The sequence below is a fragment of the Rahnella sp. CFA14(1/10) genome, assembly GCF_004195095.1.
GTDB classification, from domain to species: Bacteria; Pseudomonadota; Gammaproteobacteria; order Enterobacterales; family Enterobacteriaceae; genus Rahnella; species Rahnella perminowiae.
The window spans coordinates 43616-59005 of the sequence record NZ_SEWS01000001.1; the positions used below are offsets into that span (position 1 = coordinate 43616).

Here is a 15390-nt window from a genome sequence, read left to right on the forward strand (position 1 = left end):
CTAGATAAGCAGAGGCATAAATGGAAAGCTCATCGCCGTTAATCACACTTTGCTCGCTGGCGCAAAAAGCGCTGGATCAGGCGACCAGTCATTTGGGCCAAATCCGGCAGTCGCATCATCAGGCAAAAGAACAGCTCACCATGCTGCTCAATTATCAGCGTGAATACCGGGAAAAACTCAACTCCACCATGACCGGCGGGATTGCCGCGAATACCTGGCAAAACTATCAGCAGTTTATCGGAACGCTGGAAGTCGCAATTGAGCAGCACCGTAAACAGTTACAACAATGGGATCAGCGGCTGAATGCGGCGGTTAACCAGTGGCAGGATAAGCAGCAACGGCTCAATGCATACCAGACGTTGCAAACCCGCGCCAGTGAGCAACAACGTTCTCTGGAAAACAAGATTGATCAAAAGCAGAACGATGAGTTCGCCCAGCGCAGCGCACACAGGAAGAAACAATCATGAATCTGAACATTTTGCCTGCAGCCGTTACCACGGCCAAGACTACCGCGAGCGCGGCGACAGGCAGTTCATCTGCCAGCACATCAGCGGCGACGGACATCAGTACAATTCCCGATACCGGCGCAACCAGCCCGGCTGATTTTGCCAGCCAGCTTGAAGCTCAGCTCGGCGAAAAAGTGGATCCTAAAATCACCAGCACGTTAGCCAAACTCGGCCAGCAAATTTCCGCCAAAGGGGCGATCGTCGATAAAACGACACTGACGCAGGCGGTGGCGTCGGGTGAAGAAGATGGCAGCCTGATGCTGGATGAAAGTGATCTGAGCAAAATGATTGCCGCCATTCAGATACTGCCGGCTGGCACTCTGAAAGGTGCGGGCACCGCGTCGGTCAAAGATGCTGCCCTGAGCGATAAAGATAAAGACAGCGCTGACACCAGCACTGATCTTTCGGTTCAGTCCCTGCTCGCTCAGCTGGCGGTTCAGCAACAACCTGCCCCGCAGGTCCAGACCGCAACCGCCGTAGCCACGCAAATTACCCGCAATGAGACGCCTGCAACTGATAAGCAAAATTCGCTGCTGGGTGGTCTGACCGCATCTTCCTTACTGACCGGTGAGGGCAAAACGGCCGCCGTAACGGATACCGATCCGAAAGCCGCAGCCTCCGGCACTACCACAGCGGGTTCCGCGCAGCATGCAGCCAGCAGTAAAGCAACCACCGGCAACACCCCTGATTTTAGCAGCGCCCTGGCGTCAATGAGTGCAGCAGCCGGCAATGCCGCGGCTTTACAGCAAAATGACAGCCGCCCTTCTGATAACAGCACACAGGCACTGAATCAGCTGAGCACTGCGGCTGTTGCCGTTTCTTCCGCCCCGGTGTCCACCACGCCGACCACCACCAGCGCCGTGACCGCGCCGTCCACGCCACTGCTTAACGCACAGCTCGGTACGCCGGAATGGCAGCAACAACTGGGTCAGCAAGTGATGATGTTCAACCGTCAGGGGCAACAGACCGCAGAACTTCGTCTGCATCCTGCGGATCTTGGCTCTATCCAGATCAGCATGAAGATTGAAAATAATCAGGCGCAGCTGCATTTTGTGTCGGGTCACAGCGGCGTGCGCTCGGCAATTGAATCCGCCATGCCGGAACTTAAAACGGCGCTGGCAGATAATGGTATCAGCCTGGGTCAGAGCAGCGTGGGCAGCGACAGTTCGCAGTGGCAACAGGCCCAGCAGCAAAGTCAGTCCGGTTCGCAGCAAGGTAACGCGGCCAGCTGGGCGGCGTTCAACTCCGGCAGCAACACTTCTGCCAGCGATGCTTTGCCGGTTCCGGCATCGATAGCGTCACGGGTCAGCGGCAATAACAGCGTGGACATTTTTGCGTAGGAATTTGCGTAAAAGTCCACAGAATTGTTTCAGATAATTACCGACGGTCAGTTCTCCCTTAATTCAAACGGCAGAGCTGACCTTATTTATCCCGCCTATTCTGACTATTGAACAACAGGATAAGCGGGATAATCATTCTTAGAATTGACTCAGCAGTAGGGTGCTCCTCACGCCAGACTGCTCATACTTACAGGAAATCGCCTCATCCATGTCTGACTCTGCTCTCTCGGCATCGCGTAAGAAAAAGCGGCCGTTAATGATGATTCTGCTGTTACTGATTGCCATCGGAGCCTGTGGTGCGGCCGGTTACGCCTGGTGGATGTTGCACAAGCAACAATCCGGAAATGGAACACAGACGGCTGAAGTGAAAAAGCAAGAACCCCCTGCGGCACCGATCTTCCTGGCACTGGATACCTTCACCGTTAACCTGCAAACAGCGGATAACGATCCTGACCGTGTGCTGTATATCGGCCTGACCCTGCGTCTGCCGGACGAAAGAAATCGGGCTACGCTTAATGAATACCTGCCTGAAGTTCGCAGCCGGTTGCTGCTGCTGCTCTCCCGTCAGAAGACGACGGATTTAGTCAGCGAAGCCGGTAAACAACAGCTGGTTCAGGACATCAAACAGGTTCTGGACGCACCACTGGTCAAAGGTCAGCCTCCACAGGCGATCAGCGACGTGCTTTTCACTGCTTTCATACTGCGATAAACAAATTATGGGCGACAGCATACTTTCACAGGCCGAGATCGACGCGCTGCTCAATGGTGACAGTGACAGTGCAGGCGACACCACGACCGCCACACAGACTGCCGCGTCTGATGACGGTGTAAAACCTTTTGACCCTACGACGCAGCGTCGCGTTGTTCGTGAGCGGTTGCAGGCTCTGGAAATCATTAACGAGCGCTTTGCCCGTCATTTCCGTATGGGTTTGTTCAACCTCTTACGCCGCAGCCCGGACATCACCGTAGGGGCGATCAAAATCCAGCCCTACCACGAGTTTGCCCGTAATTTACCGGTGCCGACCAACCTGAACCTTATCCATCTGAAACCTCTGCGCGGTACGGCGCTGTTTGTGTTCGCCCCGAGCCTGGTCTTTATTGCAGTGGATAACCTGTTCGGTGGTGATGGCCGTTTCCCGACCAAAGTGGAAGGACGCGAGTTCACTCACACGGAACAGCGGGTGATTAAACGCATGCTCACCCTGGCACTGGATGCCTACGAAGATGCCTGGAGCGGCGTTTACAAGCTGAGCGTGGAATATGTGCGTGCCGAATTGCAGATCAAATTCACTAACATTACTTCGTCTCCCAATGACATCGTGGTGACCACGCCGTTCCATGTGGAAATCGGCGCGCTGAGCGGTGATTTCAATATCTGTATTCCGTTCAGCATGATTGAACCTTTACGTGAGCTTCTGACCAATCCGCCGGTCGAAAACTCACGCAATGAAGAAAGTCAGTGGCGTGAAAACCTGGTGAACCAGGTTCAGCAGTCTGAGCTGGAGCTGGTGGCGAATTTTGTTGAAATCCCGCTGCGCCTGTCTCAGATCCTGAAACTGCAACCAGGTGATGTCCTGCCGATTGAGAAGCCGGACCGCCTGATCGCCCACGTTGACGGCGTTCCTGTACTGACCAGCCAATATGGCACTTTAAACGAACAATACGCCCTGCGCGTTGAACATTTGATCAACCCAATTTTAAATTCTCTAGATGAGGAACAGCCCCATGAGTGACACCAATAAACCGTCTGACGCCGGATCGGATAACGTTGACGATTTATGGGCTGATGCGTTTAACGAACAACAGTCTGCGGGCGGCGCGAAAGCGTCAACTGACGGTGTTTTCGCCGCGCTGGGTGCCCAGGACGGAACCGGCAGTTTGCAAGATATCGACATGATCCTCGATATTCCGGTGAAACTGACCGTGGAATTAGGTCGAACAAAAATGACCATCAAAGAACTGCTGCGTCTTTCGCAGGGATCCGTCGTGTCGCTCGACGGTCTGGCCGGTGAGCCTCTGGATATCCTCATCAACGGTTATCTGATTGCTCAGGGTGAAGTGGTGGTGGTCGCCGATAAATATGGCGTACGTATTACCGACATCATCACGCCGTCAGAACGCATGCGCCGTCTGAGCCGCTGATGAGTCAGAATGCCGCGACGGATTCTCCGTACATTTCCGGCCCGGTAAACCACGCCACCACGCAGAGCTCCCCTCAGGCCCTGCCTGCCGGTTCCGTGCTGACGCAAGTCAGCACCGTGCTCGGCGGCATCCTGCTGCTGATCCTGTTTATTGGCTGGGTGGTTAAGCGCGCTGGTTTTGCGCCGCAGTCTAAAAATAACAAACTGCTGAAAGTGACCGCCAGTGTACAGGTCGGTCGCAGTGAAAAAGTGGTGATCGTGGAAGTCGATAATACCTGGCTGGTGCTGGGTGTGACGGCGCAAAACATCACCCCGCTGCACACACTGAGCGCGCCTCCGGCGGGACAGACGCCGGACTCAGGCACCCCCCATAACCCGCCAGCTGATTTCCGTCAGCTGATGCAGAAAATATTGAAACGTCCGGGAAAGCAGGCATGACCTTCTTGAAATCCGCCCTTACCGCTGCCCGTCAGCGCCCTGTTCGCCTGCTCACTCACCTGTGTCTGCCACTGTTACTGCTCGCCAGCCCGACTGCTTTTGCGCAATTACCGGGGATCATCAGCCAGCAGATGTCTAACGGGGCACAAAACTGGTCGCTGCCGATCCAGACGCTGGTGTTCATCACCACACTGACCCTGTTACCTGCGATGTTGCTGATGTGTACCAGTTTTACCCGCATCATTATCGTGCTGGGTTTACTGCGAAATGCGCTGGGTACGCCTTCCGCGCCGCCAAACCAGGTGCTGCTCGGCCTTGGCCTGTTTCTGACCTTCTTCGTGATGGCGCCGGTCTTCGACAAAATTTACAGCGATGCCTATCAGCCGTTCACCGAAAACAAAATCACCATGCAGGAAGCAATGGACAAAGGCGCTCAGCCACTGCGTCAGTTTATGCTGCGTCAGACCCGCGAAAGTGACCTTGCGCTGTATGCCCGGCTGGCTAACATCCCGCCACTGGCAGGGCCTGAAGCCGTGCCGATGCGTATTTTACTGCCAGCTTATGTGACCAGCGAACTGAAAACTGCTTTCCAGATTGGCTTCACCGTATTCATTCCCTTCATGATTATCGACCTGGTGGTCGCCAGCGTTCTGATGGCGCTGGGGATGATGATGGTGCCACCGGCCACCATCTCGCTGCCCTTCAAGCTGATGCTGTTCGTGCTGGTCGATGGCTGGCAATTATTACTCGGCTCTCTGGCGCAGAGTTTTTACAGTTAATTCAAAACGCCAAACTTAATGGGCGTTTTTTGCTCCTCCCCCTGCGAAGGGGGAGGCCGGTAGGGGGTTTTACAGGCAACTTCAAATTCTGAGCTGCTATTCATACCCCACCCCTCCCCTTCGCAGGGGAGGGAGTCGCCCGTCTTCTTTTGTGAGAATTGAGTCATGACTCCTGAATCGGTAATGGCATTGGGCAATGAAGCAATGAAGGTTGCATTAGCCGTTGCTGCGCCTTTGTTACTGGCCGCGCTGGTGACCGGACTGATTGTCAGCCTGTTGCAGGCGGCGACACAGATCAACGAACAAACGCTGTCTTTCATTCCTAAAATTCTGGCCGTTGTGGCGACTATCGTGATCGCCGGGCCGTGGATGCTGAACCTGCTGCTGGATTACATCCGTACGTTGTTTACCAACCTGCCTTACATCATCGGTTAATCTATGGTTTCCTTCGACAGCACCCAGTTAGCCGGATGGCTGAGTATGTATTTCTGGCCATTGCTGCGAATTCTGGCGCTGATCAGCACCGCGCCGGTCACCAGTGAAAAAGCCGTACCGAAGCGGGTGAAACTCGGTCTGGGGATGATGATCACCTTCCTGATTGCGCCTTCCCTGCCGCCGGTGGACACGCCGATTTTCTCCACGCCTGCACTGTGGCTGGCGATGCAGCAGATTATGATTGGCACAGCGTTAGGGATAACCATGCAGCTTGCGTTTGCCGCTATCCGCATGGCCGGTGAAATTATGGGTTTACAGATGGGGATTTCGTTTGCGACGTTTTATGACCCGAGCAACCGTCTTAATACCCCGTTGCTGGCGCAGTTTTTAAACCTGCTGGCGGTGTTGCTTTTCCTGAGTTTCAACGCGCACCTGTGGCTGATTTCTTTGCTGGCCGACAGTTTCCATACCCTGCCCGTCAGCCCTAACCCGGTCAATGCAGAAGGGTTTATGGCGGTCGCCAAAGCGGGCAGCATGGTGTTCAGCGGCGGGATGATGCTGGCCTTACCGATTGTGACGTTGTTGCTGACGCTTAATATGGCGCTCGGTTTGTTAAACCGTGTAACGCCGCAGCTTTCCGTGTTCGTCATCGGTTTCCCGCTGACACTCAGCATCGGCATTCTGGCCATCAGCCTGATGATGCCGATGCTTGCCCCGTTCAGCGAGCATCTGTTCAGTGAAATTCTGGATAAGATTGTGCTGATCATGAATCAGCTGGCGACTGACTGAGTGCTTAACGCCGCACCAGCAGCGCCATCACTTCATAATGCGCGGTATGCGGGAACATGTCGAAAAGCTGAACGCGCACGATGCGATAATCCGGCAATAAGGTCAGATCCTGCGCCAGCGTTTTCGCGTTACAGCTTGAATAAAGCAGGGTTTCCGGCGCCATGTGGCTCAGATATTCGCACAACGCTTTGCCGATGCCACGACGTGGCGGGTTCACCAGCACCAGATCCGGCACCTCACCTTTGCCGGTCGCGAAACCGGTGGAATCGAGCGCCTGAAACTCGACGTTTTTCAGCCCCAGACGCGCCGCTGATTCTTTCGCGCAGGCAATCGCTTCCGCGCTGATTTCGATGCCGGTCAGTTTCATCTGCGGTGTTGCGCAGTGCAAACCAAAACCGCCCACACCACAGAACAAATCCCACATACTCCGGATATCCCCACGCGCCCTCACCCATTCCCGCGCCGTGGCATAAAGCTTTTCTGCCACCACAGGGTTGGTCTGGAAAAAGCTCTGCGGGCGGATAAACAACGGCACATGGTTAAAATTTTCTTCCAGCCGCTGCACATCAGTCAGCGCAATTTCGGTATCCCCTTCGAGGATCGCCATATGCACCGGCTGGATATTGGCGGAAATCACTTTCAGCTGCGGCAACTGCTGTTGCAGCCACGGCAGCGCTGCGCGCAGTTGCGCCAGTTTGCTGTCTGAGCGCAACACAAAGCGCAGCATTATGCCGCCGTCTTTCCGGCTCTCAGTCAGTAACAGAAATTTCAGTTCGCCGCGTTTGCGTGCGACGTTGTAAGGCGTCAGCCCGGCGCGGGCAATAAAGGTTTTGAGCAGGGGAAAGACAGCGGAAAAACTGGCCGGATACAGCGGGCAATCACACAAATCGACCGGTGTACCGTCGCGGTGCAACATGCCGAGCAAAGGACGTTCCACGCTGCCGCTGACCACCATTTTGGCTTTATTACGAAATGCACTTTCCGCACCCGTCACCGGTTCACACCATTCATCCACCGGCAGCGCTGACAACAAATCGCTGAGATCCTGCTGTTTGTCGGCTAACTGTTGTACATAAGGTTTGTCGAGCCACTGGCAGGAACGGCAGGTTCCGGCGGTATAAAGTGCGCAATGCATGAAAATTTCCGGTCGTCAGATGCTGTAAAAACTGGCGCGCAGTTTATCACTGCGCAGCCGGAAAGACTCACTACCCGAGGCTATTTTTGGCGTGAAAAGTATCTGCGGCTGCTGGCAGGCAGATATAACACCAGCAACACCACGATATCGGGGACTTTTTGCATCAGCAGCGCATAGAGAAATTCGCCCTGTGTTCCGACGTTAAAACGAAAGATACGCGGCCTGAACCCGTCAAATGACGCGAGCAGCATGTAACCTACCACGATAACCTGACAGCCGATAAAGGCCCAACGTCCCCAGCGGCGGCCGCGCATCATGGCATAGGCGGCACGACATTCGATCAATACAATCAGCAGACTGGCCAGCATAATGAAACAGTTCAGCCAGGACTCTGCACTGACTTCGATAAAGCTCATCAGCCCTGAAAAGCCCATGGCATCGAACAGTAAAATAAATTCGAGTAAGCGCGTCGCGACAATTGCCGACGCGCCTATCATCACGGGAACAGGGATAAATGCGAATTTCACTTCCTCATGATTTCCTTATTGTTTTGAATCCTCATCCTATCCCCTAAATCATTCGTGCTGCATCAAGGTGGCAACAAAATGACAAATCGGCCAGGAAATGAGATGACGGGGATTAATTCTGCGCTGCGCGCTGTATTTCCCGCCGTCTTTGTTTTTCGGCCCGCGACATAAACCACCAGGCGATCATACCGATGATGCCGACCACCAGCAGGATAAGCGTCGCCAGTGCGTTGATTTCAGGGTTGACGCCCATACGTACGCTGGCAAATACCAGCATCGGTAACGTGGTCGCCCCCGGCCCGGCGACAAAACTGGCGATAACCAGATCGTCGAGAGACAGGGTAAATGCCAGCAACCAACCCGAAATCAGTGCCGGGAGGATCATAGGCAACGTAATAATAAAGAACACTTTCAGCGGTGCGGCGCCTAAATCCATCGCCGCCTCTTCGATGGAGTGGTCCAGTTCACGTAAACGCGCCGAGACCACGACCGCAACATAGGCACTACAAAACGTGACGTGTGCCAGCCAGATAGTGAACATGCCGCGCTCGGCCGGCCAGCCAAACGTGTGCCCCATCGCCACAAACAGCAACAGCAGCGCCAGACCGGTGATGACATCAGGCATGACCAGCGGCGCTGTCAGCATAAAAGCAAAACCGGTTGAACCGCGAAATCGCCTGAAACGTACCATGACCACAGCGGCCAGTGTACCGACCACCACGGCCATGGTGGCGGCAGCGGTCGCGATCGACAGGCTCATGCCGACGGCACTGATCATCGCCGAATCATGGAAAAGCTGAGTATACCAGCGGGTAGACCAGCCAGCCCAGACCGTGACCAGCTTCGAGCTGTTGAATGAGTAAATAACCAGCATCAGCATCGGGGCGTACAAAAACGTAAAGCCGAGCACCAGAATAAGAATTCGCCACGGCGAACGGACAACCGGTAACTGATTCATTCTTTCTCTCCCAGCTCTTTGTTTTGGTATTTCTGGAACCACAGGATAGGCATGATCAGCAGCAACAGCATAACCACCGCCACTGCGGAGGCCACCGGCCAGTCACGGTTATTGAAAAATTCCTGCCACAGAACACGGCCGATCATATTACTGTCCGGCCCGCCCAGCAGTTCCGGGATTACGTATTCCCCCACTGCCGGGATGAAGACCAGCATCGAACCGGCAATAATTCCGCCTTTGGTCAGCGGCATAATCACTTTGAAGAACGTCTTCATCGGACGCGCGCCGAGATCCTGCGCCGCCTCTACCAGAGAGTAATCCATACGGGTCAGCGCGGTGTAAATCGGCAACACCATAAAGGGCAGATAAGAATACACAATACCGATATACACGGCCAGATTGGTATGCAAAATCACCAGCGGCTGGTCAATAACATGCAACCAGAGCAGCACGTTATTCAGCACACCGTTATCTTTGAGAATGCCAATCCAGGCATACACACGGATCAGGAACGACGTCCATGACGGCAGGATCACCAGCAACAACAGGATATTGCGCGTCGAGGTGCGGCTGTGCGCCACTGCCCACGCCAGCGGATAACCAATCAGCAGACACAACAGTGTAGAAACGGCCGCCACTTGCAATGATTGCAAATACGCATCGATGTACAGCGGATCCTGCGTCAGACCGATGTAATTGGCGATATTAAGAGCAATATCCAGCATGCCGTCTGACCAGGTCACCAGATCGGTATACGGGGGAATGGCACGCGCCATTTCAGCAAAACTGATTTTGAAGACAATCAGGAACGGCAATAAAAACAGCAGCAGGAACCACATCAGCGGCAGCAGGATCACCAGCTTGCGGCCATGACGCTGTTGCAGACGGCCGGTGAAAGCTTTAAATCCGCCCGGCGGTTTGCTGGCCGGAATTTCGGAGATTACAGACATTTTCATCCCCCTCAGACAGTCAGCACGACACAACTGTCGGCTTCCCAGCACAGGCGCACTTCGTCGCCCCAGGTTGGCATACCTTTGCGGAAACGGTGACCGTTCTGCAACTGCGCAGTGATCATCTGCCCGCTATGCAACCTGACGTGATAAATCGACAGGTCGCCCAGATAGGCAATGTTCACCACTTCGCCAACCGCAAAATTACAACCATCCTGCGGGACTTCTTCACACAGCATGATTTTTTCCGGGCGGAGCGCGACATACACCGGCACGCCGTCCACGACGGAAACATCCGGATCGACTTTCAGCGGATGCAACAGGCCGGGAGACGTCAGCAGCAGTGCATCGTCCAGACGCTCTTTCAGCACGCCTTCAAACACATTCACTGAGCCGATAAATTCGGCGCTGAACCTGCTGGTCGGGTGCTCATAAATTTCTTCCGGCTCGCCGATTTGCACAAATTTGCCACGGTTCATGATGGCGATCCGCCCCGCCATGGTCATCGCTTCTTCCTGATCGTGAGTCACCATCACGCAGGTCGCACCGACACGCTCAAGAATATCCACGACTTCCAGCTGCATACGGTCACGTAACTTTTTATCCAGGGCACCCATCGGCTCATCCAGCAGCAATAATTTTGGCCGTTTAGCCAGACTGCGAGCCAGCGCCACGCGCTGACGCTGGCCGCCGGAAAGCTGGTGCGGTTTACGTTTGGCGTATTCCTGCATATGCACCAGGGTCAGCATTTCCGCCACACGGCTTTTGATTTCCGCAGACGGCAGTTTGTCCTGCTTCAGGCCGAACGCAATGTTTTGTTCCACGGTCATGTGCGGGAACAGCGCGTAGGACTGAAACATCATATTGATCGGGCGCTGATAGGGCGGAACCTGGGAAAGATCGATGCCATCAAGCACGATTTGTCCCTGCGTGGGCGTCTCGAAACCCGCCAACATGCGTAACAATGTCGATTTCCCACAACCGGACGCGCCGAGCAGTGCGAAAATCTCGCCTTTGTATATGGTCAGACTGACATCATCGACGGCGGCCTGGCCTTCAAACGATTTGGTCAGATTGCGGATTTCCAGCAAAGGCGTAAAGCCTTTCTGGGACTTAGGCTGCGGGCGGGGGATAGCGTCGTTCACTCAGAGAAATCTCCGGTATCAGAATAAAGCAGTTCAAATAAGCATAACAGTCAGGGGGAAAAGTGCCTGATCTGTATGCCCAAAATACAGCCGGAAACAAACGTCAGCGGCCCCGCCATCAATAAGCGGAGCCGCGTTAGCGATACTCAAAATCATTCTGGTTGCATCAAGGCGGCAAGTGAGCAAGTCCCCGGGAGCTGACTCAAGTCAGTGACCGGGGCGCGTTCACGCAGCCAACACAGAGGCAGCCTGAAGGATGAAGAGTATTATTTGCCGGTTTTGACCTTGGTCCACGAACGGGTGATCACACGGTCAATCTTCGGATCCTGAACTTTCAGGGTGAAGAGTTTCGCCTGAACATCAGCCGGTGGGTAAATGCCCGGGTTATTACGCACATCTGCGTTCACCAGTGGCGTCGCGGCTTTGTTTCCGCTGGCGTAGTAAACGGTGTTACTGATTTGCGCGATAACTTTCGGTTCCATCAGGTAATTCAGGAACTGATAGGCTTCATCCAGATTTTTAGCATCCGCCGGGATCGCAAATACATCGAAGAAGGCCAGCGCCCCTTCTTTCGGAATGCTGTACGCCACGTTTACGCCATTTTTCGCTTCTTTGGCGCGGTTAGACGCCTGCATCACATCACCGGCCCAGCCGATTGCCACACAAATGTCGCCGTTGGCCAGATCGTTAATGTACTGAGAAGAATGGAAATAACGGATGTTCGGACGCAGTTTCAGCAGCAGATCGTTCGCCGCACCGGTGTAATCGGATGCTTTGGTGCTGTTCGGATCCAGATGCAGATAATTCAGGACGGTTGCGTAGATTTCCGCCGGCGCATCGAGGAATGAAACGCCGCAGCTTTTTAGTTTTTCAAGGTTTTCAGGTTTGAGCACCAAATCCCAGCTGTCTACCGGGGCATCTTTACCCAGAACGGCTTTGACTTTATCGACGTTATAGCCGATACCGGTCGTCGCCCACAGATAAGGGATCGCGTATTTATTACCCGGATCATGCTGCGCCACCATCTTCAGCAGTTCAGGATCCATATTCTTGTAATTAGGCAGTTTGCTTTTATCCAGAGGCTGGAACACGCCGGCAGCCAGCTGACGTTCGAGGAAACTGGCCGATGGCACCACCAGATCGAAACCGGTACTGCCTGCCATGAGTTTGCCTTCCAGCACTTCGTTGGAATCAAACACGTCGTAAACCACTTTAATGCCGGTTTCCTTCTGGAAATCAGGCACGGTATTTGGCGCAATATAATCGGACCAGTTATAGATATGCAGCGTTTTTTCATCCGCAGACGCTGTGACGGACGCAGCCATAACCAGGCCGGCGACAACACCCGATAACCACTTTTTACGCAGGGTGAACATCCGTTACTACCTCCAAGACAGGGAATATAAAATTGAATTTGTATCATTGAGACTGATACAAAACCCTTCACACAACTGCCAGCCGACCCCCATGAAATATGCATAGGAATTCAACGTTGGCGCATACGCTGCCTGCGAATTAACCGTTTGGTTTTACGACGTAATCACGCTTGATGCAGAGTCAGAAGCATAGCGCCTGCAACCCCTGTGTACCAGCCTCCTGAGACAAAACCGGCGTTTATCGATTAATTATGCAGATTTAGTCTATACCGTCTGGCATTTTGCCTTTTAACAAAGTGAAATATCCGGCAACAACCACACAAATGCAGCATAACTTATGGCGAAAGCGGATAAAGGCAGCGGAGCCGCAATAAGCACGGCTCGCAGGAAAGGATCTTCAGAGGGGAAACAATGTCAGGAAAGAGAAAATTAATGCAACAAAGGCAGACTCACGGAAGTGACCGGCGTGCCTTCTTCTTCATCACCAAGGAACAGCAGATCATTGGCATGCGCTTCGAGAATAATCATCGACATCTGCTCTTCAGCCTGTTGCAGGAAGAAAGCAAACTGTTCTTCCGTCACACCCACCGCAATGGTCAGTGACTGGCAAACAATCAGTTTTGGCAGATTATCATCCTGAATATCCACGAATGCTTTAATGGTCAGTGAACTGGCATTAATCGAGCTCAGATCGGCAACCAACGGGATCAGCGCCGTCGGTTTGACTTCAGCCAGTGCAGAAAACAAAATCACATTATCTACGATATCGAGTTTGGCATCAAAAATGCCGTCAAAATTCTGCATATGCGGCAAATGGAGAGCCTGACAGGAATCACACTCGAAAAAAGAGATGCCCAACTGATCCAGCCAGCGCCGTAGCTGCGCTAAATCAGGGACGATGAGCGAATCCATAAAATGCCTCACGAGTTCAACACAACGAAAAAAACAACCCCTTCGTAACGTCAACGGCATTACGAAGGGGTCATAGCTTACGGAATATTGCCGGTTAGCGCTACGATCATTACCGGGTTGATGCTCATTAACGCGATGAAATAAGAATTACCCGCCGGATTTCAGACGAAATCCCGGTCGCGCCCTTTGCTCAATGTAGTCAATCATCATACCGGCGATATCCAGACCGGTGGTGGCTTCAATCCCTTCCAGCCCCGGCGAGGCATTCACCTCCATCACCAGCGGCCCGCGGTTTGAGCGTAAAATATCAACACCGGCCACGTCCAGCCCCAGAGTCTGCGCGGCTTTAACAGCAATATCTTTCTCCTGCGGCGTAATTTTGACATTGGTGGCCGTTCCGCCGCGATGCAGGTTCGAGCGAAAATCACCCGGCTTAGCCTGACGCTCAATCGCCCCTACTACTTTTTTGCCCACCACCAGACAACGAATATCGCGCCCTTCTGCTTCACGAATATATTCCTGAACCAGAATATGCGCGTTCAGACCGCGAAATGCATCGATGACACTTTCCGCCGCCTGCCGGGTTTCTGCCAGCACGACACCAATCCCCTGCGTACCTTCAACCAGCTTCACCACCAGCGGCGCACCACCGACCAGCGCAATCAAATCGGCAGTGTCATCCGGTGCATTGGCAAAACCGGTCGTTGGCAGATCAATCCCTTCGCGCGCCAGAATCTGCATGGAACGCAATTTATCGCGCGCCCGGGTGATCGCCACTGATTCATTAAGCGGAAAACTGCCCAGCATTTCAAACTGGCGCAGCACTGCCGTGCCATAAAAGGTGATCGCCGATCCAATTCTGGGGATAACAGCATGGTATTTATCCAGCTGATGCCCGCGATAATGCACGCTGGGCGCAGCGGGATTGATATTCATGTAGCAGGACAGCGGATCGATAATGTCGATTTCATGTCCGCGTGCTTGCGCCGCTTCCTTCAGGCGCTTACACGAATACAACGACCCGTCACGGGAAAGAATTGCAATTTTCATCCGACACTCCGTCGCCGTTTAGCGTGTTGCCCAACCTTGCCTGTGCAGTGCGTCCAGCATAAACGGACGCTGTTCCTTTTTGAGGGTACGAATAATCAAATCACTCCAGGTATCGCGTCGCGCATTGCTGTCGCGTTGCAGATAATACGCCGATAAAGCCTCGTCATATTGCGCCAGTTGCTCTTTATCTACCGGGTGATAGCTGTTTTCATGCACCAGCAAAGACTGCGGCATACGCGGCTTAACCTGATGATCCTGCGCAGGTGTTCCGATACAAAGACCAAACAAAGGCATTACAAATTTTGGCAGTTTCAGCAAATTCACAACATCTTCCACCTGGTTACGGATACCGCCGATAAACACGCCGCCAAGCCCCAGGGATTCAGCAGCGATCATGGCATTCTGCGCCATCAGCGCGGTATCCACACAGCCTAATAGTAACTGTTCAGCCAGGCCGAGTTCAGCCTCGGGATTGATCTGCAAACTACGATTGAAATCGGCGCAGAAAACCCAAAATTCAGCCGCGCTGGCGACGTATTTCTGCCCGCCGGTGTACTGCACCAGAACCTCACGCATCGCAGGATCGGTAACGCGGATAATGGAATAACATTGCAGAAAGCTTGAAGTCGAAGCAGCCTGCGCGGCGGCAATAATGGCTTCGCGTTGCTCGTCCGAGACCGGCTGATGAGTAAACGCACGGATGGAGCGGTGCGAGCGCAGAAGATCGATGGTCGGCGTCATTAAAAAATTCCTGAACGGGCGGTAAATGAAAAAGGTTTTATCAATCATTCATGCTGTGAGCACGGTTTGCAAGGCTTGCAGTATGAATTGATGCAACAATGTGTGGTGACCAGAAATCACTGCCGGTTCATTCAGATAGGTCAAAGGTATCGGACTGACAGGTAATTC

18 protein-coding genes are annotated in these 15390 nt (G+C 53.5%); 9 read left to right on the top strand and 9 right to left on the bottom strand.

Annotation, left to right across the window (positions count from 1 at the left end):
* The first annotated feature begins 20 nt into the window (after positions 1–20).
* The 9 genes from fliJ to fliR all read left to right on the top strand — a co-directional run bounded on the left by fliJ (position 21) and on the right by fliR (position 6428).
* Positions 21–467: a flagellar export protein FliJ gene (fliJ, locus tag EVX52_RS00225; RefSeq protein ID WP_129951499.1), complete on the top strand. Its 447-nt coding sequence runs from the start codon at positions 21–23 to the stop codon at positions 465–467.
* Positions 464–1846 (top strand): flagellar hook-length control protein FliK, encoded by a 1383-nt coding sequence (locus tag EVX52_RS00230; RefSeq protein ID WP_129951500.1) that lies wholly within the window; start codon positions 464–466, stop codon positions 1844–1846. The genes fliJ and EVX52_RS00230 overlap by 4 nt, the downstream gene beginning before the upstream one ends.
* A 208-nt stretch (positions 1847–2054) precedes the next feature.
* Complete coding sequence (fliL, locus tag EVX52_RS00235) at positions 2055–2555, top strand: flagellar basal body-associated protein FliL (protein ID WP_129951501.1); 501 nt, start codon at positions 2055–2057, stop codon at positions 2553–2555.
* A gap of 7 nt (positions 2556–2562) precedes the next feature.
* Entirely contained in the window at positions 2563–3579 is a 1017-nt protein-coding gene (gene fliM, locus EVX52_RS00240; RefSeq protein ID WP_129951502.1) for a flagellar motor switch protein FliM, read from the top strand.
* Positions 3572–3988, top strand: coding sequence for a flagellar motor switch protein FliN (gene fliN, locus EVX52_RS00245; RefSeq protein ID WP_013575804.1), 417 nt, complete (start codon positions 3572–3574; stop codon positions 3986–3988). Before fliM ends, fliN begins: the two co-directional genes overlap by 8 nt.
* Positions 3988–4425 (top strand): flagellar biosynthetic protein FliO, encoded by a 438-nt coding sequence (gene fliO / locus EVX52_RS00250; RefSeq protein ID WP_129951503.1) that lies wholly within the window; start codon positions 3988–3990, stop codon positions 4423–4425. The genes fliN and fliO overlap by 1 nt, the downstream gene beginning before the upstream one ends.
* Complete coding sequence (gene fliP / locus EVX52_RS00255) at positions 4422–5204, top strand: flagellar type III secretion system pore protein FliP (protein WP_129951504.1); 783 nt, start codon at positions 4422–4424, stop codon at positions 5202–5204. The genes fliO and fliP overlap by 4 nt, the downstream gene beginning before the upstream one ends.
* A gap of 165 nt (positions 5205–5369) precedes the next feature.
* A complete protein-coding gene (fliQ, locus tag EVX52_RS00260) occupies positions 5370–5639 on the top strand; it encodes a flagellar biosynthesis protein FliQ (protein ID WP_015697566.1) in 270 nt (89 codons plus the stop codon).
* 3 nt (positions 5640–5642) lie between these two features.
* Positions 5643–6428 (top strand): flagellar biosynthetic protein FliR, encoded by a 786-nt coding sequence (gene fliR, locus EVX52_RS00265; protein ID WP_129990369.1) that lies wholly within the window; start codon positions 5643–5645, stop codon positions 6426–6428.
* 4 nt (positions 6429–6432) lie between these two features.
* On the opposite strand, the gene rlmC is transcribed toward fliR, so the two are convergent.
* The 9 genes from rlmC to nfsA form a co-directional block, all read right to left on the bottom strand.
* Positions 6433–7563 (bottom strand): 23S rRNA (uracil(747)-C(5))-methyltransferase RlmC, encoded by a 1131-nt coding sequence (gene rlmC / locus EVX52_RS00270; RefSeq protein ID WP_129951506.1) that lies wholly within the window; start codon positions 7561–7563, stop codon positions 6433–6435.
* Positions 7564–7643: 80 nt separating this feature from the next.
* The gene (locus tag EVX52_RS00275) at positions 7644–8090 is read right to left on the bottom strand and encodes a YbjO family protein (RefSeq protein WP_129951507.1); all 447 of its coding nucleotides are present in this window, start codon (positions 8088–8090) and stop codon (positions 7644–7646) included.
* Positions 8091–8202: 112 nt separating this feature from the next.
* Positions 8203–9048, bottom strand: a complete 846-nt coding sequence (gene potI, locus EVX52_RS00280; RefSeq protein WP_129951508.1) for a putrescine ABC transporter permease PotI — start codon at positions 9046–9048, stop codon at positions 8203–8205.
* Complete coding sequence (gene potH / locus EVX52_RS00285) at positions 9045–9998, bottom strand: putrescine ABC transporter permease PotH (protein WP_129951509.1); 954 nt, start codon at positions 9996–9998, stop codon at positions 9045–9047. Before potH ends, potI begins: the two co-directional genes overlap by 4 nt.
* Positions 9999–10009: 11 nt before the next feature.
* Positions 10010–11143 carry a putrescine ABC transporter ATP-binding subunit PotG gene (gene potG, locus EVX52_RS00290; protein WP_129951510.1) on the bottom strand — a complete coding sequence of 378 codons (1134 nt, stop codon included), beginning with the start codon at positions 11141–11143 and terminating at the stop codon, positions 10010–10012.
* A 266-nt stretch (positions 11144–11409) separates the two neighbouring features.
* Positions 11410–12519 carry a spermidine/putrescine ABC transporter substrate-binding protein PotF gene (gene potF, locus EVX52_RS00295; protein WP_129951511.1) on the bottom strand — a complete coding sequence of 370 codons (1110 nt, stop codon included), beginning with the start codon at positions 12517–12519 and terminating at the stop codon, positions 11410–11412.
* A 429-nt stretch (positions 12520–12948) separates the two neighbouring features.
* Positions 12949–13431 carry a YbjN domain-containing protein gene (locus tag EVX52_RS00300; RefSeq protein WP_129951512.1) on the bottom strand — a complete coding sequence of 161 codons (483 nt, stop codon included), beginning with the start codon at positions 13429–13431 and terminating at the stop codon, positions 12949–12951.
* Between the two features lie 147 nt (positions 13432–13578).
* The gene (gene rimK, locus EVX52_RS00305) at positions 13579–14481 is read right to left on the bottom strand and encodes a 30S ribosomal protein S6--L-glutamate ligase (protein ID WP_129951513.1); all 903 of its coding nucleotides are present in this window, start codon (positions 14479–14481) and stop codon (positions 13579–13581) included.
* Between the two features lie 18 nt (positions 14482–14499).
* On the bottom strand, positions 14500–15222 hold the full coding sequence (gene nfsA / locus EVX52_RS00310) for an oxygen-insensitive NADPH nitroreductase (protein ID WP_129990370.1): 723 nt from the start codon (positions 15220–15222) through the stop codon (positions 14500–14502).
* Between the last annotated feature and the right edge of the window lie 168 nt (positions 15223–15390).